This is a genomic window from Algoriphagus jejuensis, assembly GCF_039523455.1.
In the GTDB taxonomy this organism is placed as follows: domain Bacteria; phylum Bacteroidota; class Bacteroidia; order Cytophagales; family Cyclobacteriaceae; genus Algoriphagus; species Algoriphagus jejuensis.
The window spans coordinates 126,746-152,554 of sequence record NZ_BAAAFI010000048.1 but is presented as its reverse complement, the minus strand read 5'-3'; the positions used below and the strand labels follow the sequence as shown (position 1 = coordinate 152,554).

The window sequence follows — 25,809 nt, the reverse complement described above, 5'->3', positions numbered from 1 at the left end:
AAAACAAAATACAAACAGATGAAACTTAATTCATATTTAACACTGGCAGGCTTGCTTCTCTTAAGTTTCGCCTGCAAGGACAGCTACATCGACGAGATTACGCCGGTTGCAGCAGGTCCCGACGAGACTTCGCCCGAAGTCACCGTTTCCTTCCCTTCGGAGGGCACCATGATCCGTGTCACCGAGGATGTGACTGCCATCGACATCAAGTTTGAAGTCAGGGACGATATCGAGATTGGTGATATCAAAGTCCAGATGGACGGCACGGAGATTGGTGCTTACTCGGATTTCAAAGACTATCGCCGAGCGGTGATTACGCTCCCCTATGATCAGCTCGACAACGGAGAACATGCCTTGAAAGTAATCGCAACCGATCTCTCTGGCAAAACCACGGAGCAAACCGTAAACTTCCAAAAGGCAGAGCCCTATCAGCCCAAATACGAAGGAGAGATCTTCTATGCGCCATTTGATGCGGAGAATCTCGAGCTGATAACTCTTACCGAAGCTACTGCAGTAGGAAGTCCTGGATTTACCCAAGACCGCGTATCCGGCACCAATGCCTATGCCGGAGCGACCGGAGCGTACCTAACGTTCCCGACTACAGGGTTGCTGAACGGAGAATTTAGCGCCGCGTTTTGGTACAAGATCAACGCAAGTCCAGACCGCTCGGGAATCCTGGTGATCGGTCCGCCTGACCCTGCAAAACCCAACGCAATGAACAACCGAACCTCCGGCTTCCGAGTGTTCCGTGAGGGCTCTGCCACCCGACAGGTGATCAAGCTCAATGTCGGCAACGGTACGGCGGACTCCTGGTTTGACGGAGGAGACGCGGCCGCGATCAATCCAGGGGTTGACACAGACTGGATCCACATCGCCTTTACCATCTCCAGCACCGAGGCGGTGGTGTATATCGATGGCGAAGTCGCCAAGCAAGGAGCCTTTACCGGCGTAAGCTGGGCAGGCTGCGACATCCTCTCGGTCATGTCTGGTGCGCCTAGATTTGCGGAGTGGGGACACCTCTCTGACAGGAGCTACATGGACGAATTGAGGATATTCAACAAAGCCTTGAGCCAAGAAGAGATCCAAACTATCATAGCCGACGAACAGCCCTAATCATTCATCAGCCGGAGTTGTCAAAGTTGTATTTCCTGTCCGGAAAAATAACAGTGACAGCTTCGGCTTCCTGACCTTTTCAAAATGAGAACATTACTTTTTTGCCTGGGATTTTTATTGATGTTCACGGCATGCAAGGAGGAAGAAAAACCAGAATTAATACTATTGGAAGCCTCGGCAGGCGAATTTGAAATCCCCTTGGATGGCAGCCCTGCAGACGATATTCCCATAGATCGGACGATCAGCTTAAGGTTTTCAGAAAATCTCGATCCCGAGACCATTTCCGGATCTGTGATTTTAAGAGCAAACGGTCAACTGTTTCAAGTCAATACGAATCTAGTTTCAGGTAAAACCCTCACAGTCCAAGCCCAAGGCGGATTTCAAAGTGGACAAACCCATCAATTGGAAATTCTCAGTTCCTTAAAATCTTCTTCAGGGGTCACCTATGGTGGCAAGACACTTTCTTTTAAAACTTTGAGCGGCGCGCTAGCTATCAATACCTTCACACTCAGTGGTGGAGAGTCACTCGCTAACGGTAGAATTCAAAATGTAAGTTTACCATTTGAAGCCCGGGTGGCTTTTAACTTCCCTCTGAATCCAGGTACCATCCAAGCGGCTCTTCAGCTCGCTGGCCCCACCACTCCAGCTTTGACTTTTGAATTGATAGAAAACCAAAAAGTCCTCCAAATCCGATCCGCCACTCCGTTGACAGACCTTTCGCGATACAGTCTTTCCATCGCAAAAACGCTCTCGGGAGCAAACGGAGAATCTTTCTCCGGATGGCAGCAGGAATTTTACACCGCCATCGATTCCAATCCCAAGTTTGCCCTGATCTCCGATGAGGAGCTGCTGACCAAAGTTCAGGAACAAACCTTTCGCTACTTCTGGGATTTTGCCCACCCTGCCAGTGGCATGGCAAGAGAAAGAAATACATCTGGTAATACAGTCACCACAGGCGGCAGCGGGTTTGGTTTGATGGCGCTGATCGTGGGTGTAGAGCGAGGCTTTATTACCCGAACCCAAGCCGTGGAGCGATGGGTTCAGATCATCGGATTTTTGGAAAATGCGGATCGTTTTCACGGGGCTTGGCCACACTGGCTCAATGGAGAAACGGGCGCTACCATACCTTTCAGTGCCAAAGACAATGGCGGAGATTTAGTAGAGACCGCACTTATAGTACAGGGATTGCTGGCGGTGCAAGCCTATTTAAATCCTGACAATTCGGTAGAAAAAACTTTGATCGATCAGATCATCACCCTTTGGCACGAAGTAGAATGGGACTGGTACACCAAAAATGACAGCGGCGGGCTCTTTTGGCACTGGTCACCAAACTACGCCTGGGAGATGAACCTGCCCGTCAGCGGCTACAACGAAGCGTTGATTGTATACGTCTTGGCAGCCAGCTCACCCACTCATCCCATCGACAAAACCACCTACGCTCAAGGTTGGGCAAGGAATGGCGCTATCCGAAACGGGAACAGTTTCTACGGGCAAACACTGCCGCTCGGAGTTGACTACGGAGGACCTTTATTCTTTGCACACTATTCCTTTTTGGGACTTGATCCGCGAAAACTCCAAGACCAATATGCCAACTATTGGGAGCAAAACGTCCAGCACTCGCGGATCAATCAAGCCCATGCCATAGCCAATCCGCGAAGCTTTGTAGCCTATTCGGATAATAACTGGGGTTTCACCGCGAGTGACAACAGTAATGGATACAATGCCCATTCCCCGACCAACGATCTTGGTGTCATCACTCCAACCGCCGCACTTTCATCCTTCCCCTATACTCCGGGTGAGTCGATGAAGGCGTTAAAGTTTTTCTACTATTCACTGGGAGAAAGAGTCTGGGGAGAACATGGATTTTATGATGCTTTCAACATCACCGAAAGCTGGTATGCAGACTCTTATCTGGCCATCGATCAGGGTCCAATTGTGATTATGATAGAAAATCACCGAACAGGTCTCCTTTGGAATCTTTTCATGAAGAATCCCGAAATCAAGGCCGGGCTGGACAATCTTGGTTTCACATATTAACCCCGAAAGGATCTCCAAATATCCCGAGACATTTTCATCCCTTTTAAAACCCAATGAACCATGAAAATAAAGTCAAAAAACCCATCTATTCCGGTTTTCGCACTGAGTCTCCTATTCTTTTGGGCTTGCTCCAAACCGAACGCGGACCAACCTAGCCCTGTGATAGCCAAAGGCTATGCCCGCCACGTCGAGCTTCAATGGCCCAAACAAGCCGGCATTAGTTCCTATGAAATCTGGGTCAGCACCGAAAAGAATAACTTCGCCAGACGGGCGACCGTCGAGGACACTCTTTATATGGACTTTGTCAATGATCTTGGCAAAAACCTTACGCTCCAGTACAAGGTCGTAGGAATAGACGGAACTGGAGGCTCCTCAGATCTGGGTGTGACGCAGGCTACCACTCGTGAATTTTCAGATGAAGAGCTCATCAACATGGTGGAATTCTACACCTTCCGATATTTCTACCAAGGTGCTGAACCCAATTCAGGCATGGCTCCAGAGCGGATTCACATCGATGGAGAATACCCCCAAAACGATCAACTAGTGGTGACCACCGGAGGAACTGGTTTTGGCATCTTTGGGCTGTTGGCAGGAATAGAGCGCAATTGGATCAGCCGTCAGGAAGGTGCGAACCATTTTGAAAAGATGGTTAATTTCCTCGAAACCGCAGACCGCTTCCACGGCGTGTGGCCCCATTGGCTGTACGGCGACACAGGAAAGGTAAAGCCCTTCAGCCCCAACGACAACGGAGGGGATCTCGTCGAGTCGGCGTTTTTGATGCAGGGTCTACTGGCGGTGCGGGAATTTTATAAAAATGGCTCTGAACAGGAAAAGGCGATTGCCGTCAAGATAGACCAACTTTGGAAAGAGATGGAATGGGATTGGTATACCCAGGGCGGCAAAGACGCGCTCTACTGGCACTGGTCTCCAGACAAAGAATGGCAGATGAACTTCGCCCTGGAAGGCTACAATGAGTGCCTCATTACCTACGTACTAGCAGCATCCTCTCCCACTCACACCATCCCCACAAGTGCCTATCATAAGGGCTGGGCAAGAAGCGGCGGGATCAATACGGATGTGGAAGCATTCGGATACCAGCTGAAGCTCAAACACAACGGTTCGGAAGCCATGGGCGGACCGCTCTTTTGGTCACACTATTCCTACTTGGGTCTAAATCCGAAAGGCCTCAAAGATCGCTATGCCGACTATTGGGAGGAAAACCGCAACCACACGCTGATCAACCGCGCCTGGTGTATAGAAAACGAAGGCGGCCACAAGGGATACGGGGAAGACCTTTGGGGTCTGACTGCCTCGTACTCCGTGAAAGGCTATGCAGCACATCGACCTGACGAGGACCTTGGGGTAATCTCCCCCACTGCCGCCCTTTCCTCGATGCCCTACACTCCCGAAGAAAGTCTCAAAGTCCTCAAAAATCTCTACTACAACTATGGAGAAAAAGTCTTCGGTCGCTACGGTTTCTACGATGCGATGAGCCCGGAGGCGGATTTCTACCCTAAAAGATACCTGGCTATCGATCAAGGCCCGATAGTGGCCATGATCGAAAACCACCGCACCGCATTGGGTTGGAAGCTTTTCATGGGCGCGCCGGAGATTCAAGATGGATTGGAAAAGCTAGGGTTTGAAAGGTAGTCGACGAGATGTCGAAGGAGCTCAACACTCAGTAATGACAGGTATTGATATAAGGCGAAGAGTTGGTGGATCTTGTAAACGGGCAGAGGTTAGTGGTAAATAAACCCCCAATATCCCCAAGGTCTCTGCCTTATTGGCCCTGTGCCCCTGCGCATTACTTTTTCCAAAGCACATAAAACAAATCCAATCCATCTACGGGATTCTCCACCAAAGGGAAATCCTCGTGGGTGATCTCTACAACGGAGTCCCCTTGTTGTTTGTGTAGTTTGTTTCTGTTGAGTCGGTTGAGGATCTCATAGGGCATTCTCAAGACCGCCGCCGGCAACTTGTGCTGCAAGCCGAGCACATCGAAACGCATGATCTTGTTCACCGACTTGCGGTTGGCTTCGTGGTAGGCCCATACCTTCTCATTTCCACCCACTCCCTTAGCCTCCACTTTGTCAAAAATGGAAGCCGAAAGGTCTATCAGCTGCTGCGGCGTATACTCGCGCTCGTGCCAGGGGTTTCGAGAAAGGGTGTGGTTGATATTGGGTGTGGATATGATCGCCTTTCCTCCGGGCTTTAGCATTCGGTAGATTTCCTTAAGAAAGAGGTGGTCGTTGGCGATGTGCTCAATCACCTGAAAACTCACAATCGTGTCCACCGAATTGTCGGCAAATCCTACAAAGGGCGGAATCACCGCCTGACGAAAATCCACGCCAGGAAACTTGGCTTGCAACATCGAGATGACCTCACCGATCTTGTCCAGGCCGACATAGCTTTTTGCCAGCGGCAACAATTCTTCCACTCCTCTGCCCTCTCCACATCCCACTTCCAGCAAATCCCCTGATATCCAGGGCTTGGCAGCAATGTAGGCTTTGAGTAGCCGCTGATGGATGGGATTGTCGCTGATTAACTTATCGGAGGCGATTTCCGTAGTGTAGGTAGCCATTCGGAATTTTAGTATTTTGGCAAAAGTAAGTCTAATTTTTAAAACCGAGATGAAGACCCAATGAATCGAATTACCACACCGTACCTCTTTTTTTTGTTCGCCTTCCTTAGCATCCCCTTTATTTCTCTTGCGCAAAAAACGCTTTCGTCCACCGATCAAGCGCTTCGCTATTCGCTATACTCTCGTTTGGGGTTGAAAATTTTCCCAATAAAAACTGGCAACGTAAATTTCAAGGTCCAGTATGTAATTGAGAAAATTGAGGAAAATCCTGACTTTTCCAATTTTGCGTTCAGCTATTCCATTCTAAGCTCCTACGATCAGGAAATCACCCCCGAGCAAACCGTCGTCTTTACTCAGGATGATCTCAAAGCCGATACCGAACGGCATTGGCTCTTTGAAAACACCGTAGAAATCCCCGTCGATCAGGATACAGCCATAGCTGTATTAACCGTCTTAGATACCCGGCAGGGCGATGAGTACGTCTACCATATCGATCTCAAAAGTCCCTATGTACTTGACCAGCCCGATTTTGGAGCTTACTACGCCAACGAAGTACCTTTTGATCAGACCTACCTAAACAAAGAGGAATCGCTGCTTTTCAAAACGGTCAACACACCATCCATCCAGGCCTTCTATTATCCGATGGTTTTTGACGTCCCCTTTCCTCCCATGGAGACGCGTCCCGCAGACATTCCAAAGGAGCTAAACATCATCAAGATGGGGGACTTTCTTGCGGACGTACCAAAGCAGCTTGTCGACGAGGGGTACTATTTTTTCCAAACAGATACCACTGCATCCACAGGAGTTTTGTTAAAAACCGCCCACGAGTCTTTCCCGAAAGTTAAAGACTGGGAAGAAATGGTACAGATGGTTACCTACATCTCCACCCGCAAAGAGCACGAAGCGTTGCTCCTGGCTGAGGACAAAAAAAAGGCGTTGGACGAATACTGGATATCGCTGACGCGAAATCCCGAGATCGCCAAGGAGCTTATCCGCAACTATTTCCGGATGATTGAGTTTGCCAACATTCTGTTCACCGATTTCAAAGAGGGTTGGAAGACCGACCGGGGAATGGTCTATGTCGTGATGGGCCCGCCACAGGAAGTGAATTTCTATCTCGACCGGGAAGTTTGGTCATACGCAGGCATGGACGAGAGCTCGAAAATTAGGTTTACCTTTGCCCGGGCTAAGACCATACTCAGTCCACATTTCTACACCCTGAACCGTTCCCGTGCCTACCAGCCTGTTTGGTTCAAAAACATTTCCCAATGGAGAAGCGGAAGGATGGCTTTCTGATCGAAAAGACAGCCACTGACAAAGATTTTATATTCGGTACCCGCGCGGTGATGGAATCCATCAATGCAGGCAAAGACATCGATAAAGTATTGGTTCAAAAAGAATTGAACAATGACCTGATCAAGGAATTGCTCAAACTCTGTAAGGAAGTAAAAATCCCTGTAGTCCGAGTGCCAGACGGAAAGCTGAACCGGATCACCCGAAAAAATCACCAAGGCGTCATCGCCCAGATGTCCTCCATCGAATATGCCTCTCTGGACAATGTGATCGACAACTGCTTTGCAGTCGGCAAGTCACCCCTGATCTTGGTACTAGACCATATCACTGACGTGAGAAACTTCGGAGCCATCGCCAGAACAGCGGAATGCGCCGGAGTAGATGCGATCGTGATCCCGGAAAAAGGTAGCGCACAGATCAACTCTGATGCGATCAAAACCTCCGTCGGAGCTTTGAATTTCCTTCCCGTCGCACGTGTCAGAAATCTATTTTACGCCTGTCGCGATCTGCAAAAAATGGGATTGACGCTCGTAGCTATTACCGAAAAGACCGAAAAGGTGATGTACGAAGCGGATTTTGCGTCTCCCGTCGCATTAGTGATGGGCTCAGAGGAAGATGGCATTTCTCAGGAAATCATGGGCATTGTCGATGACCGGGTCAAAATCCCGATGGCGGGGAATATTGAAAGCTTGAACGTGTCAGTATCTGCTGGCGTGGCGATCTACGAAGCGATAAGACAAAGAAAAAAGTAGCAGATCAGTAGCAAGTCCCTAGTATCAAGTAGCAAGAGAGGCTAGCCTAGCGGGAGGATTTCAGATGAAGTCCTCCCCTTTCTTTTTGGCGTTTGCCACAAAGTCTCGGAACTTTTTCTCACCGTCAAGCTTGCAGATCAACAGCACATTTTCCGACTCATTGATCAGGTAGTGATCGAGACCTTCCACGACAACCAGCTTCTTACTATCCACTTTGACATAGCTGTTTTTGGTATCGTAAAGCAGTACATTTCCATCCACGACATTATTGTGTTCGTCCTTTTCGCGCAAATCATGGAGCCCGTGCCAAGATCCAAGATCCGACCAACCGTAGTCCCCTAAGATGACATAGACGTTGTCGGATTTTTCCATGATCCCTAAGTCGAGTGAGACATTCTTCACCAATGAATATGCCTTGAAGACAAATTCCCGCTCTGTGGATTTTCCGAAGTGATTTTTACCTTCTTCAAAAGTCTCAGCGACATCAGGTAAATTTTCACTCAATGCTTCTAAAAGGCTGCCCACTTTCCAAACAAACATCCCCGAGTTCCAAGCGAAATCGCCGCTTTCCAGAAATGTCTTGGCAAGCTTAAGGTTAGGTTTTTCGGTGAAGGTCTTGACCTTCAACGCAGAGTCGCCATTTTCACTTTCGAGGTATTGGATATAGCCGAAACCGGTGTCCGCACGATTGGGCCTAATTCCCATGGTGACCAGTCTTCCCTTCACCTGCGCAGCCTCCACAGCTTTCTCGATTGTTGCTATGAACCGATCTTCTTTCAAGATCAACTGATCTGCCGGAGTGACAATCAAGGTCGCTTCGCGATCAAAAGAGTGAATTCTATAGGCAGCATAGGCTGCACATGCCGCGGTATTTCTTCGAAGTGGCTCGGTAAGAATCTGCTCGGGCTTTAGATCCGGCAGCTGCTCTTTGACCAGTTCCAGATACGCGTGATTAGTCACGACAAAGAACCGGTCAGGTTTGGCGATCGCCAAAAACCTATCATAGGTCATTTGGAGAAGTGTGCGTCCGGTACCCAAAATGTCCAAAAATTGCTTCGGGCGATTAGTTCTGCTATAGGGCCAAAATCTGGAACCTATTCCTCCAGCCAAAATCACAATATAGGGTCTATGTTGCATGAGGGTTAAACTATACCTTCTTTCATCAAATCATGAATATGGACAAAACCTGCGATTTTCCCCTCATCCAAAGCGACTAATTGAGTGATATTATGATTGCGCATCAGATTCAGGGCACGAATGGCAAATTCATCTTTAGAAATGGTTTTCGGCTGCACGGTCATGATATCCTTGGCTTTGAGTGTCTGAATGTCCAGAGTTTTCTCCAGCATTCTTCGCAGGTCTCCGTCTGTGATAATCCCCGTCAAATTTCCTTCAGCGTCATTTACCGCCGTGGCACCGAGGCGTTTTCCAGAGATTTCCACGATGACTGCCCGGAGATCGGCAGCCTCACTGACCACCGGAATCACGTCTTTTGAGATCACGTCTCCCACCTTTAAATATAGCTGCTTTCCAAGCGATCCTCCCGGATGATACTTGGCAAAGTCATCAGAGGTAAAGCCTCTCGCCTCCAAGAGACAAACCGCCAACGCATCGCCCAAGGCCATGTGTGCGGTGGTACTTGTGGTCGGTGCAAGATTATGCGGACAGGCTTCCTCCCCTATGGTCGCATTGAGTACAAAATCAGCCTCCTCAGCCAAGTATGACTTGGTATTGGACACCAGAGCAACCAAGACCGATCCCAGTTTTTTCAGCAAGGGAACCAGCACTTTGATCTCCGGAGTATTGCCTGATTTTGATATACATACGACCACATCATCCGCCTGAATCATCCCCAGATCCCCGTGAATCGCATCAGCAGCATGCATGAAAAGTGCGGGAGTACCGGTGGAATTCAAGGTGGCAACAATCTTATTGGCGACGATGGCGCTCTTGCCTACACCTGTGATGACAACCCTTCCGGTGGAGTCAAGAATTTTTTCCACACAGGCCTCAAAATCGCCGTCTATGCAATCGATTAGATTTAAGATAGCGTTTGCCTCATTTTGCAAAACACGCGTGGCTGTATTTCTAATATTTTTAGCTAAATTCAATTTTACCTGTGTTAATCACTAATTTTGGACAAAGGTATAAATCTAATCGTTCATTCCTGATTTCAGGCATTTATCACCTACTAAGCCGCTTCTTCTCGTGGAGGAAAAAGTCAAAGCAGATCTTAAGAAAATCTTCGGTTTCAGCCAGTTCCGCGGAAACCAAGAACGCATCGTAGATAACCTGCTCAACCGTCGAAATACCTTTGTGATCATGCCGACCGGCGCGGGCAAGTCGCTCTGCTACCAACTCCCAGCCGTAGTCACAGAGGGGACAGCCATTGTCATATCCCCGCTGATTGCCCTGATGAAAAATCAAGTCGACCAGCTGAATGCGGTAGGCGTCAATGCTCATTTCCTCAATTCCACACTCACGAAGTCCGAAGCAACCCGGGTGAAAAATGAGGTATTGGCAAAGCGAACCAAACTCCTATACGTAGCACCGGAATCGCTTACCAAAGAAGAAAACATCATCTTCCTTAAGTCCGCCCTGCTGAGTTTTGTGGCAATCGACGAAGCACACTGTATCTCCGAATGGGGACATGACTTCCGTCCAGAGTACCGAAAAATCAAGACCATTGTCGCCCAGATAGCTCCCAATTTACCTATCATAGCGTTGACAGCTACTGCCACTCCCAAGGTGCAGCAAGATATCCAACGCAACCTTCAGATGGAGGAGGCCGATTTATTCAAGTCTTCATTCAACCGAACGAACCTGTTTTATGAGGTTCGTCCTAAGGTGAAAAATGAATCCAAGACCTCTCTGATCAAGTTCATCAAGCAGCACAAAGGCAAGTCTGGAATCATCTATTGCCTCAGTAGAAAAAAGGTAGAGGAGATTGCCGGCCTATTGCGGGTCAACCAAATCAATGCTGCTCCCTATCACGCCGGATTGGACTCTGCCGTGCGCATCAAAACCCAAGATGACTTCCTGAATGAAGAACTGGATGTCATCGTGGCGACGATCGCCTTTGGCATGGGCATCGACAAACCCGACGTGCGGTATGTGATCCACTACGATGTCCCAAAATCCATCGAAGGATACTATCAGGAAACCGGACGTGCCGGACGAGATGGATTGGAAGGCCATTGCCTGATGTTCTACCGCTACGAAGACATTGTTAAGCTCGAAAAATTCAACAAAGACAAGCCGGTCACCGAGCGGGAAAACGCGAAGATTCTCCTCCAAGAGATGGCGGCATATTCCGAAACCGGAGTTTGCCGACGGAAATTTATCCTGAACTATTTCGGAGAAACCCTCAATGAGGATTGTGGATTTTGTGATAACTGCAAGCGGGAACGAGAGACGTTTGAGGGAATGGATGACCTCTTGGTTACCCTGGAAGCAGTCAAAGAAACCGGTGAGCGATTCAGTCTGGAGCACCTGGTCAAGGTCATCCTCGGAGAGATGGACGACTACGTGCAGAGTTACAAGCATGACCTTCTGCCGGTCTTCGGCAAAGGCAAAAACGAATCTGCCAAGCATTGGACCTCTGTGATTCGCCAGGCGATGATCACTGCCCTGCTCGAAAAGGACATCGAAAACTACGGCATCCTTAGGCTAACTCCGAAAGGGACTGATTTCAAGGATGCGCCTTATTCTGTGGCTTTGTTCAAGGATCACGACTTCGAAAAACTCTCCGAATCCGAAACAGTAGAGCTCCAGATCAGCACAGGCCCCGCCTATGACGAGAAACTCTTTGAATTACTCAAGTCTGAGCGAAAGCGCGTAGCCAAGACCAAAAACCTTCCTCCGTATATTATCTTCCAGGATCCCTCACTGGAAGAAATGGCAACCGTATACCCTACCACAAGGGAAGAACTTGCACAAATAATTGGTGTAGGAATGGGAAAAGTTGTCAAATTTGGGGCACCGTTCCTGAAGCTGATCACTGCCTATGTGGAGGAAAATGAAATCGAAACTGCAACTGAGGTAGTTGTAAAAACCGCAGGAGCGCGATCCAAGGTGAAAATTTCGATTATCCAGCAGATTGACCGCAAGATCGACCTGGATGAGATTGCCGAAAACCTCAACATACCATTGAATGAACTGCTTCAGGAAATTGAGCAGATCATCTATAGTGGAACTAAACTAAATATCGACTACTACATTCAGCACATCATGGATGACGAGCGGGAAGACACCCTCCATGATTACTTTATGAATGCGGAAACCGATCACATCAAGTCGGCACTGGAAGAACTCGGCGACGAGGACTTTGCAGAAGATGAACTCAGGGTCTACCGGATCAAGTTCATCTCCGAACATGCCAATTAAAAACGAAACGAGTCAATGAATATACTCTTATTGGGTAGCGGAGGCAGAGAGCATGCCTTTGCTTGGAAGATCCTACAAAGCCCGGAATGCTCGCGGCTTTATGTCGCGCCCGGGAATGCCGGCACCGCCGAAATCGCTCAAAACGTCCCTCTTTCTATTATTGATTTCAAAGGCATCCACCAATTCATTCTGGATCAAGCTATTGATTTGGTCGTAGTCGGGCCGGAAGAGCCACTCGTCAAAGGTCTCGTGGACTTTCTCCAATCTCAGCCAGACACTTCCTCCCTTCCTATCGTCGGCCCTTCGCAATTGGGTGCGACATTGGAAGGCAGCAAGGATTTTTCGAAGCGATTCATGCAGCGGCATGGAGTGCCCACTGCTGCCTATGAGACCTTCTCGGCAGATCAGATCGAGGCAGGTTTGGCTTATTTGGAAAGACAAAATCTCCCCATTGTACTCAAGGCCGATGGACTGGCTGCCGGGAAAGGCGTCTTGATCTGTGAAACCTTAACTGATGCCAAAACCTCCCTGAAGGAAATGCTACTTGACGCCAAATTTGGGGATGCGTCTTCCAAGGTTGTCGTAGAAGAATTTCTCTCGGGAATAGAACTGTCGATCTTTGTGGCGACAGACGGCAAAAGCTACAAGATTTTGCCGGAGGCAAAAGATTATAAACGTATCGGAGAAGGTGACACGGGACTTAATACCGGTGGAATGGGCGCTGTGAGTCCTGTAGTTTTCGCAGACCATGCATTCATTCAAAAGGTCGAAGAGCGAATCGTAAAGCCAACCATTGCCGGATTGGAAAAAGACAATATCGACTACAAAGGATTCCTCTTCATCGGCTTGATGAATAAGGACGGTGATCCCTCCGTGATCGAATACAACGTCCGAATGGGCGATCCTGAAACTGAGGCCGTGCTACCTCGGATTCAAAGTGACTTCCTCGGCCTTCTCAATGGTATCGCCACGGGCACACTTGCCGAATATCAGCTGAAGATTTCCCCGGAATATGCCACCACTGTAGTCATGGTCAGCGGTGGATATCCCGGATCCTATGACAAAGGCTTTCCGATTTCGTTGCCTTCCTCGGCAGAAAACAGCGTAATTTTTCACGCCGGGACTGTGCAGAACTCCGCCGGTGAGATTGTCAATCAAGGAGGCCGAGTGATCGCAGTGACAGGATTTGGCAAAGAGCTGCAGGACGCAGTAGACAATGCTTTTGCAACGGTTGAAAAAATAAGCTGGAACAAAGCTTACTACCGCCGGGATATCGGTCAGGATATCCTGAATTTGACGAACTAAACCCAACAGACTAAACGAGGCGAAAGCCCTGCATATATATTATGGCTGGATGTACTACCTGCTCCACCTCCTCAGGAGGTACCGGAGGCTGCCAAAGCAACGGCAGCTGCGGCACGAGCGATTGCAATAAAATGAACTCCTTCGACTGGCTCTCCCACATGGGAATTCCTCAGGTCGACAATTTTGACATCGTAGAAGTAAAATTCAAAGGGGGTAGGAAAGAATATTTCCGAAATGTCGACTACTTAACCCTCCACACTGGTGACCCTGTCGTGGTTGATGTCCCAAACGGGCATCACATCGGGTATGTATCCCTTCAGGGGGAATTGGTTCGCCTGCAAATGCAAAAGCGTAAGGTTCGAGACGATGACAACATTACCCGAATCTATCGCGTAGCGACTCAAAAAGACATGGAGAAGTGGGAAGAAGCCCGAAACCGGGAAATCCCAACACTCTACCGCTGCAAGCAAATCGTAGATGAATATCGCCTTCAGATGAAAATGTCTGACGTCGAATACCAATCCGACAACTCGAAAGCAACATTCTATTACTCTGCCGAAGATCGGGTCGACTTCCGTGAGCTCATCAAGGCCCTGGCTGGGGAGTTTAAGATTCGTGTAGAAATGCGCCAAATATCGCTTCGTCAAGAAGCAGGAAGACTAGGTGGCATCGGTGTCTGCGGACGTGAGCTGTGTTGCTCTACTTGGCTGGTAGATTTCAAAAACGTGACCACCTCGGCGGCCAGATATCAAAATCTCTCTCTGAATCCAGGCAAACTCAGCGGACAATGCGGACGCCTGAAGTGCTGTCTCAACTATGAGCTAGACACCTACATGGATGCCATTAAGGACATCCCCCAGGTCGAAAAACCGCTCCAGACCGAGTCGGGGCCAGCAAAACTTCAGAAGACGGACATCTTTCGTAAGCTGATGTGGTTCAGCTACAATCACGATAACGACTGGCACAGCATCACTTGCGAGCGAGTGCGGGAGATCCAAACCCTGAACGAGCAAGGGATCAAGGTATTCAATTTGCAAGTGGACAAATCAACTGACCTTGAAGATCTGGCCGCACAGTCTACGAGAGAACTTGAGCTTTTGGATAAAAAGTTTGCCAAAAACAAAAAGAAGAAAAAACCAAGGAATCGGCCATCGGGCGATTCACAGGCATCAGATGCGACTCCCAGATCAGCTGCCCAGCAGCCAAAGTCTGCTTCTCCAAGATCCCAAGGACCTCGACCTCAAGGCCAACGTCCTCAAAACAGACAGAACCAGCCCCCGGCCAATACTCCTCCAAAAACTCGGGATGATCAGGTTCCGGCAAGACCGGAAGCGAGAGAGGGCAACGATGCCAAAAAACGCAGAAACAAAAGCAGGAATCGTCCTAGACCAGCGCAAAATCAAAAATCTGGGCCCAAACCTGAAAACCAACCTGCTGCGTCAAAGCCGGAACGAAAGACAAACCAGCCCGCTGCCCCTAAATCTGAAACTAAAGCAAGCCAGCCTAACGAGAACAAGACTGACAATAAACGAAGATTTCCCCCTAGGAGAAACCAGGGGCCAAACAACGGCGGAAATGACTAAATGGAGGGGTTTGATAGGGATCCTTTTCTTGGCTCTGAGTTTTTCCTGTTCGGGAGATCGGGTATTCGAGGAATTCTATGCCTTTGATTCCCATTCATGGCATGAGAAAGACACCGCAGTTTTTATGTTGAATGAAATGACTGAAAAGACCGGACAGAAACTCATCGGCATTAAATACAGCGAAGAGTACCCCTTTTCCAATTGCTATATCCGGGTGATCAGCAGCGATACCACAGGCATGGTTTTGGACAATGTATTGATCAATGTCCCCCTCTTCAATTCTAAGTCGGGACAGCCGATGGGCAGCGGATTTGGTAACACCTTCACAAGATACGATACCCTTCCCTTTGAGCTTTCTGAGCAAACGAGCGAAGTGCGGTTTATTCAATACATGAGGCAAGAGCATCTACCGGGCTTGGATGCCGTCGGACTTAAAATCCTAAAATAAAAATGAGTGCCTCATTCGAAGGTGCTCATTTTTTTTGCGTGTTGTCGAATCGTGCGATCTAACTCTTTTGTCAACGGCTTGAGGTAACCGAACAAGTTCTGATTTTCTTCGTCCAACTGCTTGGCGTCGATCAAATCCAGTAGGCCAATTATGGATGAAAGTGGCCCTCTTAAAATATGAGAGGGGCTTAATGCCAAATCTCTCAGACGCTCATTTTCGCGGCTAGTCTTGAAAACCTGCGATTTGACCTCGCTCACATCAAAGACCTGAATCAAAATACCCGATGAGGATCCAGCGCCCTCTGGCAAGGGCCTAACGGACGCACTCCAATACTCAAATACCCGACTGGGCTTCAACAGCTTGAGCTCCAAGTCACTTCCCAATCCCTTTTTTGCATCTTCAATCGCCCTTAAGAGTTTTGAAAAGCGATTGGGTTGAGTGGGAAAAGTCAGGGAAAACCCTTCGGAGTAGGCTCGTCCCTTCCAGATACGCCCCAAGGTCTTCGCCGCCTCATTTTGCTGGCACAGCTTCCCTGCTTTGTCCAAAACGAATACTGCTCCCGGTAAAGCAGAAAATACGTTTTCGGGAATTAATGCCCTACTCTCTTGAACTTGAGCGGGTGTTTTCCTCGGTACCAAACACAACTGATATCCCTCAGGTATGGCGGTCACTTTAAACTTTCTATCCAAGATAATCTCTCCGAACCCCAAGACATTTATCAGATTGGTCCAAGGCAGCTTCTGCTCCAAATGCTGCAATTCTACTCCGAACCCAATTACCCCGGACAGATCCATTTCCAGATCAGTCACGACAGAGAATCCCCACCAAACTCTGGCTTGTTTTTCGCCGTCCGATGCCGGATGGTTGAGCATCAAATGCTGCGTCAATTTAGGAGCGCTTAACACCGACTCTAGTGAATAAATGAAATCCGCTGTGGACGCAGTAGTCAAAAAATCACAAAAATCGGTGCCTGTCACCTTTGGATTGAGCTCAGCAAAACACCGGTTGTGCTTTAATACCTTACCCTCAACACTAAGTATAACAAGGTGGAAAAGATCGGACTCCATCAAGAAACCCGGAATCAGATTCTCAAGAGATTTAGTACTAATCAAAACGCTAGACGGGAATCACAGGGTGAATTTCCAAATTTCACAAAAAATTTTAATGTAAAAAAAATGGTACTGTCTAAAACTAGTCGCAATTTTCAGTGAAAATCAACACACTATTCCACAACCACCATTAAAATGGAGGTCTTAAAATAAAAAATGCTTTTCAATCCAAAAACTGCCTTAAAAGCGGTTTAGGAAATAACCAAGGTTTTTGAAAACCTGAGTGAGTCGCCCGTCCAATTCTAGGCTGGATGCAATCTCACTTGCGAAAAACTAGGGTAATTAACTTCTTTAACCATCAAAATCAGGGCATTTGCCAAATCCTGCTTGCAGATCGACACTCTGTATTTCCACTCGTCGCGTGTAGTCAACTCGACCTCTGACGAACCAAAAAGTCGCTGAATCTCCTCTAACACCTCTGAATAGATGAATACGCTGCCCCACTTGCCCTCGTTCTCTTCTATCAAAAAATCACATATAGAAGTCTGAATTATCATAGCGCACTGAAATTTGATCAAAAATAAGGTTAGAATACGTCATAAAAATACCCTGTATTGGGTATTTTTTACTTCCAGGAAAAAAATCACAGTGAATAGTGAACTCTACATAGGCAAACCTGTCAAAAAAATCAGTGTTCCTCAGCATTTGTTTTGGTCGATCGGCGTCTTGACAAATGACTGAGGATCAATATCTCCGAAACATATCATGGAAGGATTTTTACAAAATGGATTAATAACGTATTTTTAAATTTAATTTATTCGTTTATTATTGACCCATAAACGCTTCGAAACCCGAAAAATAGCTGTCTCCAGATTTTAGTTTAATGGAATTTATATTGAATCCATACGCACTGACCCTGATCCTATCAAGTCTATTGGTTGGGGGCCTTTCCCTATATATCGGCCTGAGATTGGACGACTCGGTGAGGTGGATCGCATTTACCATGCTGTCTATTTCTATTTGGGGACTTTTTTACGGAGTAGAGCTGACCGTACAGACCGTCGAAGACATGCTGTTCTGGGGTAGGTTCGAGTATATAGGACTGACGTTGGCGCCTGCGGGTTGGCTGGTATTTTCGCTGAAATACACTGGAATTGACACAAAAAGAAAAGCCTGGATTTATCCCAGCATCTTTATTTTGCCTATTGTCACCTATCTGATTGTATTGACCAATGCGTCCCATCACCTGCATTACAGAAGCAATTGGCTTATCACCAGTGGCCCATTCCCTGTCCTCGGCATCGAAAAGGGCGTCTGGTACCCGGTGTTGGTTATTTATTGCTACTTTTTCTATCTCTTGGGCACGTTTCTATTGTGGAAGAGATTCCAATATGCAAACTCCCACTTCAAATGGCAGACACGCTTGTTGATCTTCGGTGGCATGTTTCCACTGGCTGTCAATATTATCTACCAAATTTCCTGGTTTCAGCCCTTTGATGGGCTGGATATGACCCCATATGCTTTTTTGCTGACTTATATATTGATCTCGGCAGCAATCCTGCGGTTCAACCTATTTAATCTAAAGCCGATAGCTAGAGAAAAAATCTTGGAGGTCATGACTCGAGGAGCGATTATCTTCGATCATCGGGGCAAAATCGTCGACTTCAACTCGGCTGCGAGAAATTTCTGGAAAGATTCCAACGACCTCAAAATCGCATCCTCAGCCAAACAAATCTTTGCATCAAAACCCGAAATCCTGGAACTGCTCCAGAAACAGGAACACGAATTCCTGCACTGCCAGTTAGAAATTGAAGGGGATGTCTGGGAGGTAAAGGTAGAGGCGGTCCCTATATCAGAAGCCAATGTAATCACCACAGGAGTTCTGTTGCTTTTTGAAAACATCACCACCCAGGTCAGAACAAACGAGCAACTCAAGAAACAAACTTTAGAACTCCAGCAGTTAAACGACCTGAAAGACAAGTTTTTCAGCATCATCTCGCATGACCTCAAAGGGCCCGTTTTTGGGGTCAAGGAGCTGATTCACCTAACCGAAAATGGAATTGTTACCGAGCAGGAGTTTTTGGAAATGCTGCCCGAAATCTCCAAAAACATGGAACACGTAGCCATACTTTTGGAAAATCTACTGGCGTGGACCAGTTCACAGCTTCGGGGAGAGCATGTTCAGCCCCAAGACTTGGATCTAAACAAACTGATCAATAGCCAAAAAAACCTACTTGATCGGATCGCGCTGAAAAAGTCTATCTCATTGGAACTACAGGGATTTGAAAACCTTCGAGCCAATGCAGACAAAAACATGCTGGAGCTGATCATAAGAAACCTGATCTCCAACGCCATCAAATTTTCCAGTCCCCATTCCAAAGTGTTGATAACGTGCGAGGAGTTGGAAAAAAGGCTTAAGCTTTGTGTCCAGGATTTCGGAATCGGCATCTCTGAAGAAAACCTACAGAAACTCAATGCAGGAATCTCGTTTACCACCAGAGGCCAATCCAACGAAAGCGGAACCGGTTTGGGATTATTACTTGTAAGGGAATACATTATGAAAAGCGGAGGAACGCTGACAATCGAATCTGCCTTGGGCGAAGGAACGCGATTCTGCGTCACCATCCCGAAGGCAAAACAAACCGTGCTGATCTCTTAATTCAATTCCAGCAGAAATTTCATCGTGTCCACCCGGTCAGCATAATCCCAAGGCTTGGGATACTGAGCCTTACCAAATCCAATCGAACCGGGTACAACCTTCGGATCACCCACGGTCACTTGGATCTTGGAAGCCAAGGCATGCAGCTTCGATTTAAGACCTTCCTCATCATCATAGATTTCATAAAATAGCACCGCTATCGGAGAAACCAACTCGCTGCTTTCTTTGAGGATTAAAAAACCGTTGTCCAGGTGGGGATCGCGATTGACCAGGTAGATGGACTTATTGTACTCATAGTTGTTGAGGTATTTGTGGTTTTGGGCGACCCAATCAAACCCATCCAAAACCCGCAAAAGCTGCTGAAGTTGGGCTGTATTTTTCAAAAAAACCTTGGATACATTTCTGCAGCCCAAGCCAAAATAGAGAAAAATATCCAGGCCAAGCTGCTCAAGCTGGGCATCAGATTCCCCCCCATTCAACACTGCAACTGACGTTCGATTGGCCCGAATGATGCTTGGGTACTTGCCGAAATAATAGTTAAAATACCTAGCAGAGTTATCACTTCCTGTCGCGATGTAGGCATCCATCCCTTTCAACATTTCCTCGATTTGGATCAGTTCTTCAAAAGCCGGTTCCAGCTGGATAATTTTATCGATGAGCCATCTGATAAAAAATGCATCCGATGAACTCAGCTTCGCAACGGCAATATTACCGGAAATCAGCACACACATCAGGTCATGAAAGCCCACCCCGGGAATATTTCCAGCCATAAGAATTCCAACTCTCCTTGGCGGGAAAACTTTTTGTAAATCATAGATTTCCAACCACTTAAATAAATTATTGGGTTCCAAGAGCTCTACAAGGCCGACTAGTGCGGACTCCATAGAGACTGAAGTAAACCAGCTATTCTGATTGTGTGCTCTACGAAAAACTTCCTCTTTCTCCGCAGGGTCGAGATTCCCTATCAGTTTGCCCAGCTGAATAAAAACTGTAATCCTGTCCTGAGGCGATAATCTTGCTGTCATGCCGCAAAGGTACCAAAACGGGCTAGCTTAGAATAAAATTAAATTAATTAGTATGACAACTTTTTATTGCCTTGGAGCTTATCAGATTGTACTTTTGACCTTCAAATAGATTGAACCATGGCAATAATGATCACAGACGAATGCATCAATTGCGGTGCATGCGAACCTGAATGTCCAAATACAGCGATTTACGAAGGTGGTGTCGAATGGACTTGGGCCGGTGGCACCAAATTGAATGAAGTGACCCTAGAAGATGGCTCTGTCGTATCGGCCACCGAAAAGCAAGAGCCTGTGTCAGATGAGTTTTACTACATCGTGACGGCAAAATGCACCGAATGCAACGGATTTCATGAAGAGCCTCAATGTGCTGCCGTGTGTCCTGTCGACTGCTGTGTCGACGATCCGGATCATCCAGAAACTGAAGACGAACTGCTTGCCAAGAAGGCATTCATGCACGGAGAATAAGAGTGGCGCAGGCCACTTTTTTTATTTAACACCTTCCGTTCGTTGCTGATTTTAATCTCTTTGCTTCTGTTCATTAGCAAGTTTCTAAAAAAAGTAGCTGGGAACTGTGATTTCTATTTAGCTTTTTGTTTTATCTTAGGTCGCTGATAAATACAACCCCAAACCTAAATTCAGAAGTGCTGTGGAAGATAATAGAGGATATGACAGAGAAGAAATTTTCTCCAAAAAAGTAAAAGCAGGAAAACGAACCTATTTTTTTGACGTCAAGTCAACCCGTGCCAATGACTTCTATATCACCATCACGGAAAGTAAACGAAGAGTGAACGGCGACAGCTTCACCTACGAGAAGCATAAAATATTCCTCTACAAAGAAGACTTCTTCAAATTTGCAAACGCCCTGAATGAAGCGGTGGATCACGTTAAGAACGATTTGATGCCTGAGGTTGATTTCGCACAGTTTGAACAAGAGGATACAGAAAACGAAGTCAACGACGAACTGAAGTGGGAGTAAAATCCTCCAAGGTAAGCAGTTGCTTATCCGCAATTGATTAAAGTATATTTGAGGAGGCAGGTGTCTCCTCTTATTTTGTTTTATGCAGCGGTTTTTTATTTACCTCGTTCTTTTCATCGGAGTATTTCTATTGTTTGGTTGGTATTTCTCCAATATCACGCTCTACATGATCCTGTCGTTGATCATTGCGGCACTCCTCCGACCGCTGACCAATCGATTAAACGACTTTCATCTGGTCAAGCAGCACATCCCGAGGTGGATGGCAATCCTTATCTCGTATGCGTCCATCATTTTGTTGCTTTTTCTCTTGAGTTTGCTGTTTTTGCCCCTGATAAACAATCAACTGATCATCCTATCAGAGATGGATTTGGAGGGAATCTACCTTCAGGTTCAGGAACCTATTGAACGTATCGAGCGGGTACTTTTTCGCTATCAGCTGTTGGAAAACAAGCCAGGTTCTCTTTTCGAAGAAGTGAAGAGTTCAGTCATTTCTTTTATCAAAACCTTCGACTTTGGTGGGTTTATCAGCGGTCTGGTCGATGTGACCAGCAGTTTGCTGATTGGAACGATGGCGGTTGGCTTTATTACTTTTTTTCTCCTTTTGGAAAATGGGCTACTCCGAAGAAATCTCCTAAATCTCATTCCCAATGCCTATTTTGAGCTATCAGTAGCCACATTTACCAAAGTTGAAAAGTTACTTTCCAACTACCTCTTTGGACTTTTGATCCAGATGCTATTTATCTTTTCGATAGCTAGCTTGGGCCTGACCTTTGCAGGAGTCGACTATGCGCTTACTATTGCTTTGTTTGCGGCAGTTGCCAATCTCATTCCCTACGCCGGACCGATCTTGGGTGCAGCATTTGGCATCATCGTAGGTATCTCTACCGGAACCTTTGCCAGCGACGCCGAGTACACCTACTTTCTCATCAAGATAATGTCTATTTTTGCGGTCGTTCAACTCACTGACAATGTGATACTTCAGCCAATGATTTTCTCCAAGTCCGTGAAGGCGCATCCCCTTGAGATATTTGTTATTATCTTTGCCGGGGCAAAAATAGCCGGCATTGTGGGGATGATCTTCGCGATTCCGGTTTATACCATCTTCAGAGTCTCCGTGATGGAGTTCTACGAAGGGTACAAGGCCTATAGAATCTTTAAAATTAAAGCAACGAATTAATGGCATTACAATGTGGCATTGTTGGACTTCCTAATGTGGGAAAGTCTACCTTGTTTAATGCGCTTTCCAGCGCTAAAGCTGAAGCAGCTAACTTTCCCTTCTGTACCATCGAACCCAACGTAGGGGTAGTTTCCGTTCCCGACAAAAGACTTCAGGTCTTGGAAGGCTTAGTCAATCCGCAGCGGGTGGTGCCGACGATCATCGAGTTTGTGGATATTGCGGGATTAGTGAAGGGTGCTTCCAAGGGAGAAGGTCTGGGAAACAAATTCCTGGCAAACATCCGGGAAGTAAATGCCATCATCCATGTCATTCGATGCTTTGAGGATGACAACATTGTGCACGTAGCCGGTGGTGTTGACCCGGTCTTTGACAAGGAAGTGATCGATACCGAGCTTCAGTTGAAGGATCTGGAATCAGTGGAAAAGAAGATTCAACGAACTGAGAAGATTGCCAAAGCTGGCGATGCCAAAGCCAGGGTGGAACTCGAGATTCTCAACCGATTCAAGCAAGGACTGGTGTCAGGACTGAATGCCCGTGCGATCGAAGTTGACAAAGAAGAACTGGAAGCGGTAAGAGATCTGCACCTGTTGACGATCAAACCGGTATTGTACGTAGCCAATGTGGACGAAGCCAGCATCCTGACTGGAAACAAGTTCGTCGACCAGCTGAAAGACAAAGTGAAGGAAGAAAATGCGGAAGTAATCTTACTTTGCGCCGCATTGGAATCCCAGATCGCTGAGTTTGAAGATGGAGACGAGATTGCGATGTTTTTGTCTGAGTATGGCCTGGAAGAAAGCGGCATGAACAGATTGATTTCCGGCGCTTATACTTTACTCGATTTAATTACTTATTTTACGGCTGGAGTTCAAGAAGTTCGTGCTTGGACGATCAAAAGAGGATGGAAAGCACCGCAGGCAGCTGGTGTAATCCACACCGATTTTGAAAGAGGCTTTATCAAAGCAGAGGTAATCAAACTCAAGGATTATACCCAATTCAAAACAGAAGCAGGTTGCCGTGAAAATGGGAAAATTGCAATTGAAGGTAAAGAATATACAGTACAGGACGGTGACATCATGCATTTTAGATTCAACGTTTGACATTTTTTGAATTTTATTTGTACTTTTGACCCTTGCTTATACACCCCAACACGTAAGTATTTTATTCACCATTTGTCTCATTTTATTTTTAAATCACCGTGAGAGTTAGACTTATATTTTCACTTAAAAACAAAGGCTCCTATTTGCCTTTTCATCATCAGTACATCCTGGCGCAATTCCTCAAGGGGTTAATTGTAAAAGGGGGAAGAGAAGAATTCTTCAACTACAACTATTTTAATTTTTCGGGCCTAAAAGGTCAGACAAAAGTAAGTAGAAGTGGTTTGCATTATTATTCCAGCTTGGTGACGCTTGTCCTTTCTTCACAGAGCGAGGACTTCATGGATTATTTGCTCGAGCAGGTTTTTGCTACGCCAAAGATCGAACTCGGCAACCTGATCCTGTCTCCGGAATACACTGAATTGGAGTCCGAGCCTACGCTGGAGACCAACAACAAGTTCGTGTGTATCTCCCCGCTTGTACTGATCACTCCTGCTTTCAACGAGGAAGCGGGCAAACGATTCATCAATCCAGACAGCGATGAGTTTTCTGATTTGCTCTATGAATCTACCCTAACCCGGATGGAAAAATCGGGGTGGTACACGCCCGAGCAGATGGAATCTTTCTTCAAGTTCCAAGTCGTTCCTGACATGGTCTATGTCAACAAACTGAAGGATCAACAGAAGAAATTCGCCAGAATCTACGCAGTGTATGACATGGACGTGAAGTACGAGGTGAGAGGCTATACCTTGCCATTCACTCTCTATGCTGCTCCGGAAGTACAGGATTTCGTGTTCAAATGCGGTCTTGGTGCGTTCACCCACAAAGGATTTGGAATGCTCGATTTGGCAAATCATGCCTCTGGCACTCGAACCACGACGTACAAGTTTAAACGTGAGGGGTTTGTTCCCTACAAGCCGACTGAGCGGGTAAGACAGAATGTCGCACCAACCAACGAAGAAGGCGAAAACGAGCAACCACCACAGGAAGAACAATAAGATCAAAATCCTCTCAAATCGAGAGGATTTTTCCTTTTATAGCCTTCTCCTGTTAGGATGTAAATACACGTATCCGACCAGCTGATCATATCGAGAGCCCAAAGCCCGATAGTAGACCAATACCTCGTATTCATTTTCAGTTTCAAAAAAGCTTCCCTCGATGGGGTCTGAATCATATCCGTCTGCAGTCGCGAAACCATACTGGTAATCGTACCAGCCTTGCTTCAGTAGAAGCGATGTACTATAGTGACCTGTCTTCGGATCATAGGTCATCTTAGCCTCAGGCCTATTCCCCCATGCTGTCAAGGCTCCCAGCATTAGGATATTCCGTCCCGGATCAGCTTCCAGATAGAAGGTTGTGTACATGTATTCACTTTCGACTTCTGGATTGCCTCCTGGCCGATCATTGGTATACACCATGTACTGCCCATTCAGATCAAGATACTGAGAATACACTCCGCCGGGTCTGGGTTTTTCCGCGAGGGCGTTGGCAAGGATGACTGTCTCCTCCACGATTACTTCGGCGACATTTACGCCGGTTGCCCGTATGAACCTGAGGTCGACAAACCGAAATTCATTTCCGGCACGAAACGTACTCGATCCATCGAAGGGTTCATAGCGGATACTTTTCGAATTCTGATTGAGGAAGGTCGGCTTCACCAAGAGCTTGGCGTTATCCCAGCGTTGATTCTGTCGGAGTAGCACCTTCACCTGTGTTGTGGGATCTGAGAGATCGATTTTGGAGTAATTTACCACCACGTTGATCTGCTGAAGTGCTCGGCGGTCTTCGGTCTCAGTCGGAGGAACTATAGCCGCACCTACCGTAAACAGCTCCTCATACACCATGAATCGTCGGGTCAGAATCACCTCGTTTTCATTTCGGTTACGATAGACTTTCAAGACATAGTTTCCGGATTTGGTAACTCTAGGTACAGGAAAAGTATAGTGTATATATGGGATACGGGTATCGATTGAATAGCTATACTCCTGAATATTGTATTCGTTAAACGACACGGAAAAATCGTTATCTCGCAGTGCAGACTTCTTCCAGTTTGCATCGCAATGGATAAGCTTGACCGAGTATTGCTCCGGGTCGTAGGCGATGTCATCAAAGAGTAACACCAAAGGTCTGGAATCAGTGATGGCTATCACAGGAGCATCCAGTTGGCTTTCCTGCTGCAATCCCATAGGAAATAGCCTTACCGATTGGATGTGTTCTGAGTAGACTTTATCCTCTAATTCCTGAGAAAACAGTGTATCTGCACCGCACAAAATCAGAAGAAAAAGAAGAAAAGAGAGCTTTTTGGACATGGGTTCAAAGTAAAGAATTTAG

At 46.9% G+C, this 25,809-nt stretch carries 22 protein-coding genes; 15 read left to right on the top strand and 7 right to left on the bottom strand.

Annotation, left to right across the window (positions count from 1 at the left end):
- The first annotated feature begins 18 nt into the window (after positions 1-18).
- The 3 genes from ABD031_RS20745 to ABD031_RS20735 all read left to right on the top strand — a co-directional run bounded on the left by ABD031_RS20745 (position 19) and on the right by ABD031_RS20735 (position 4,800).
- Positions 19-1,113, top strand: coding sequence for a LamG domain-containing protein (locus ABD031_RS20745; protein WP_343854778.1), 1,095 nt, complete (start codon positions 19-21; stop codon positions 1,111-1,113).
- Positions 1,114-1,197: 84 nt separating this feature from the next.
- On the top strand, positions 1,198-3,150 hold the full coding sequence (locus tag ABD031_RS20740; RefSeq protein WP_343854777.1) for a glucoamylase family protein: 1,953 nt from the start codon (positions 1,198-1,200) through the stop codon (positions 3,148-3,150).
- Between the two features lie 60 nt (positions 3,151-3,210).
- On the top strand, positions 3,211-4,800 hold the full coding sequence (locus ABD031_RS20735) for a glucoamylase family protein (protein WP_343854776.1): 1,590 nt from the start codon (positions 3,211-3,213) through the stop codon (positions 4,798-4,800).
- 154 nt (positions 4,801-4,954) lie between these two features.
- On the opposite strand, the gene ABD031_RS20730 is transcribed toward ABD031_RS20735, so the two are convergent.
- Positions 4,955-5,731 carry a class I SAM-dependent methyltransferase gene (locus ABD031_RS20730; protein WP_343854775.1) on the bottom strand — a complete coding sequence of 259 codons (777 nt, stop codon included), beginning with the start codon at positions 5,729-5,731 and terminating at the stop codon, positions 4,955-4,957.
- A gap of 60 nt (positions 5,732-5,791) precedes the next feature.
- On the opposite strand from ABD031_RS20730, the gene ABD031_RS20725 reads away from it, so the two are divergent.
- Entirely contained in the window at positions 5,792-7,027 is a 1,236-nt protein-coding gene (locus ABD031_RS20725; protein WP_343854774.1) for a GWxTD domain-containing protein, read from the top strand.
- Positions 7,000-7,776 (top strand): 23S rRNA (guanosine(2251)-2'-O)-methyltransferase RlmB, encoded by a 777-nt coding sequence (gene rlmB, locus ABD031_RS20720; protein ID WP_343854773.1) that lies wholly within the window; start codon positions 7,000-7,002, stop codon positions 7,774-7,776. The genes ABD031_RS20725 and rlmB overlap by 28 nt, the downstream gene beginning before the upstream one ends.
- 60 nt (positions 7,777-7,836) lie before the next feature.
- Here the strand turns inward: rlmB and ABD031_RS20715 are convergent, their stop codons facing one another.
- The gene (locus ABD031_RS20715; protein WP_343854772.1) at positions 7,837-8,913 is read right to left on the bottom strand and encodes a mannose-1-phosphate guanylyltransferase; all 1,077 of its coding nucleotides are present in this window, start codon (positions 8,911-8,913) and stop codon (positions 7,837-7,839) included.
- Between the two features lie 5 nt (positions 8,914-8,918).
- Positions 8,919-9,887, bottom strand: a complete 969-nt coding sequence (locus tag ABD031_RS20710) for a KpsF/GutQ family sugar-phosphate isomerase (protein WP_343854771.1) — start codon at positions 9,885-9,887, stop codon at positions 8,919-8,921.
- Positions 9,888-9,984: 97 nt separating this feature from the next.
- Between ABD031_RS20710 and recQ the strand changes: the two genes are divergently transcribed.
- Genes recQ through ABD031_RS20690 form a run of 4 tightly spaced genes read left to right on the top strand, consistent with a single transcriptional unit; the run spans position 9,985 to position 15,498 of the window.
- Positions 9,985-12,162 (top strand): DNA helicase RecQ, encoded by a 2,178-nt coding sequence (recQ, locus tag ABD031_RS20705; RefSeq protein WP_343854770.1) that lies wholly within the window; start codon positions 9,985-9,987, stop codon positions 12,160-12,162.
- Positions 12,163-12,177: 15 nt separating this feature from the next.
- Positions 12,178-13,467 (top strand): phosphoribosylamine--glycine ligase, encoded by a 1,290-nt coding sequence (gene purD / locus ABD031_RS20700; protein WP_343854769.1) that lies wholly within the window; start codon positions 12,178-12,180, stop codon positions 13,465-13,467.
- A gap of 41 nt (positions 13,468-13,508) precedes the next feature.
- Complete coding sequence (locus ABD031_RS20695; RefSeq protein ID WP_425542811.1) at positions 13,509-15,050, top strand: PSP1 domain-containing protein; 1,542 nt, start codon at positions 13,509-13,511, stop codon at positions 15,048-15,050.
- A complete protein-coding gene (locus ABD031_RS20690; RefSeq protein ID WP_343854768.1) occupies positions 15,043-15,498 on the top strand; it encodes a gliding motility lipoprotein GldH in 456 nt (151 codons plus the stop codon). The genes ABD031_RS20695 and ABD031_RS20690 overlap by 8 nt, the downstream gene beginning before the upstream one ends.
- 11 nt (positions 15,499-15,509) lie before the next feature.
- Here the strand turns inward: ABD031_RS20690 and ABD031_RS20685 are convergent, their stop codons facing one another.
- A complete protein-coding gene (locus tag ABD031_RS20685) occupies positions 15,510-16,370 on the bottom strand; it encodes a nitrogen regulation protein NR(II) (RefSeq protein ID WP_343854767.1) in 861 nt (286 codons plus the stop codon).
- Positions 16,371-16,849: 479 nt separating this feature from the next.
- Entirely contained in the window at positions 16,850-17,104 is a 255-nt protein-coding gene (locus ABD031_RS20680) for a hypothetical protein (protein ID WP_343854766.1), read from the bottom strand.
- Between the two features lie 326 nt (positions 17,105-17,430).
- Here ABD031_RS20680 and ABD031_RS20675 point away from each other — a divergent pair, with 326 nt between their 5' ends.
- On the top strand, positions 17,431-19,206 hold the full coding sequence (locus ABD031_RS20675; RefSeq protein ID WP_343854764.1) for a sensor histidine kinase: 1,776 nt from the start codon (positions 17,431-17,433) through the stop codon (positions 19,204-19,206).
- Here ABD031_RS20675 and ABD031_RS20670 read toward each other — a convergent pair.
- Positions 19,203-20,231, bottom strand: coding sequence for an acyl-CoA reductase (locus ABD031_RS20670; RefSeq protein ID WP_343854761.1), 1,029 nt, complete (start codon positions 20,229-20,231; stop codon positions 19,203-19,205). The genes ABD031_RS20675 and ABD031_RS20670 overlap by 4 nt on opposite strands.
- Before the next feature lie 117 nt (positions 20,232-20,348).
- On the opposite strand from ABD031_RS20670, the gene ABD031_RS20665 reads away from it, so the two are divergent.
- The 5 genes from ABD031_RS20665 (at position 20,349) to cas6 (ending at position 24,476) form a co-directional block, all read left to right on the top strand.
- Positions 20,349-20,696 carry a 4Fe-4S dicluster domain-containing protein gene (locus tag ABD031_RS20665; protein ID WP_343854760.1) on the top strand — a complete coding sequence of 116 codons (348 nt, stop codon included), beginning with the start codon at positions 20,349-20,351 and terminating at the stop codon, positions 20,694-20,696.
- A 181-nt stretch (positions 20,697-20,877) separates the two neighbouring features.
- Complete coding sequence (locus ABD031_RS20660) at positions 20,878-21,207, top strand: DUF3276 family protein (protein ID WP_343854759.1); 330 nt, start codon at positions 20,878-20,880, stop codon at positions 21,205-21,207.
- An 82-nt stretch (positions 21,208-21,289) separates the two neighbouring features.
- Positions 21,290-22,384, top strand: coding sequence for an AI-2E family transporter (locus ABD031_RS20655; protein ID WP_343854757.1), 1,095 nt, complete (start codon positions 21,290-21,292; stop codon positions 22,382-22,384).
- Positions 22,384-23,481 (top strand): redox-regulated ATPase YchF, encoded by a 1,098-nt coding sequence (ychF, locus tag ABD031_RS20650; RefSeq protein ID WP_343854756.1) that lies wholly within the window; start codon positions 22,384-22,386, stop codon positions 23,479-23,481. The genes ABD031_RS20655 and ychF overlap by 1 nt, the downstream gene beginning before the upstream one ends.
- A 98-nt stretch (positions 23,482-23,579) precedes the next feature.
- Positions 23,580-24,476, top strand: a complete 897-nt coding sequence (gene cas6, locus ABD031_RS20645; RefSeq protein WP_343854753.1) for a CRISPR-associated endoribonuclease Cas6 — start codon at positions 23,580-23,582, stop codon at positions 24,474-24,476.
- 36 nt (positions 24,477-24,512) lie between these two features.
- On the opposite strand, the gene ABD031_RS20640 is transcribed toward cas6, so the two are convergent.
- Complete coding sequence (locus tag ABD031_RS20640; protein WP_343854752.1) at positions 24,513-25,787, bottom strand: type IX secretion system plug protein; 1,275 nt, start codon at positions 25,785-25,787, stop codon at positions 24,513-24,515.
- Positions 25,788-25,809 lie beyond the last annotated feature (22 nt).

What these genes read in the sequence shown, in the direction of transcription:
- ABD031_RS20745 (WP_343854778.1), top strand. Translation starts at nt 19, where the DNA reads ATGAAACTTAATTCATATTTAACACTGGCAGGCTTGCTTCTCTTAAGT.
- ABD031_RS20740 (WP_343854777.1), top strand. Translation starts at nt 1,198, where the DNA reads ATGAGAACATTACTTTTTTGCCTGGGATTTTTATTGATGTTCACGGCA.
- ABD031_RS20735 (WP_343854776.1), top strand. Translation starts at nt 3,211, where the DNA reads ATGAAAATAAAGTCAAAAAACCCATCTATTCCGGTTTTCGCACTGAGT.
- ABD031_RS20730 (WP_343854775.1), bottom strand. Translation starts at nt 5,731, where the DNA reads ATGGCTACCTACACTACGGAAATCGCCTCCGATAAGTTAATCAGCGAC.
- ABD031_RS20725 (WP_343854774.1), top strand. Translation starts at nt 5,792, where the DNA reads ATGAATCGAATTACCACACCGTACCTCTTTTTTTTGTTCGCCTTCCTT.
- rlmB (WP_343854773.1), top strand. Translation starts at nt 7,000, where the DNA reads ATGGAGAAGCGGAAGGATGGCTTTCTGATCGAAAAGACAGCCACTGAC.
- ABD031_RS20715 (WP_343854772.1), bottom strand. Translation starts at nt 8,913, where the DNA reads ATGCAACATAGACCCTATATTGTGATTTTGGCTGGAGGAATAGGTTCC.
- purD (WP_343854769.1), top strand. Translation starts at nt 12,178, where the DNA reads ATGAATATACTCTTATTGGGTAGCGGAGGCAGAGAGCATGCCTTTGCT.
- ABD031_RS20695 (WP_425542811.1), top strand. Translation starts at nt 13,509, where the DNA reads ATGGCTGGATGTACTACCTGCTCCACCTCCTCAGGAGGTACCGGAGGC.
- ABD031_RS20690 (WP_343854768.1), top strand. Translation starts at nt 15,043, where the DNA reads ATGACTAAATGGAGGGGTTTGATAGGGATCCTTTTCTTGGCTCTGAGT.
- ABD031_RS20685 (WP_343854767.1), bottom strand. Translation starts at nt 16,370, where the DNA reads ATGCTCAACCATCCGGCATCGGACGGCGAAAAACAAGCCAGAGTTTGG.
- ABD031_RS20680 (WP_343854766.1), bottom strand. Translation starts at nt 17,104, where the DNA reads ATGATAATTCAGACTTCTATATGTGATTTTTTGATAGAAGAGAACGAG.
- ABD031_RS20675 (WP_343854764.1), top strand. Translation starts at nt 17,431, where the DNA reads ATGGAATTTATATTGAATCCATACGCACTGACCCTGATCCTATCAAGT.
- ABD031_RS20670 (WP_343854761.1), bottom strand. Translation starts at nt 20,231, where the DNA reads ATGACAGCAAGATTATCGCCTCAGGACAGGATTACAGTTTTTATTCAG.
- ABD031_RS20665 (WP_343854760.1), top strand. Translation starts at nt 20,349, where the DNA reads ATGGCAATAATGATCACAGACGAATGCATCAATTGCGGTGCATGCGAA.
- ABD031_RS20655 (WP_343854757.1), top strand. Translation starts at nt 21,290, where the DNA reads ATGCAGCGGTTTTTTATTTACCTCGTTCTTTTCATCGGAGTATTTCTA.
- ychF (WP_343854756.1), top strand. Translation starts at nt 22,384, where the DNA reads ATGGCATTACAATGTGGCATTGTTGGACTTCCTAATGTGGGAAAGTCT.
- ABD031_RS20640 (WP_343854752.1), bottom strand. Translation starts at nt 25,787, where the DNA reads ATGTCCAAAAAGCTCTCTTTTCTTCTTTTTCTTCTGATTTTGTGCGGT.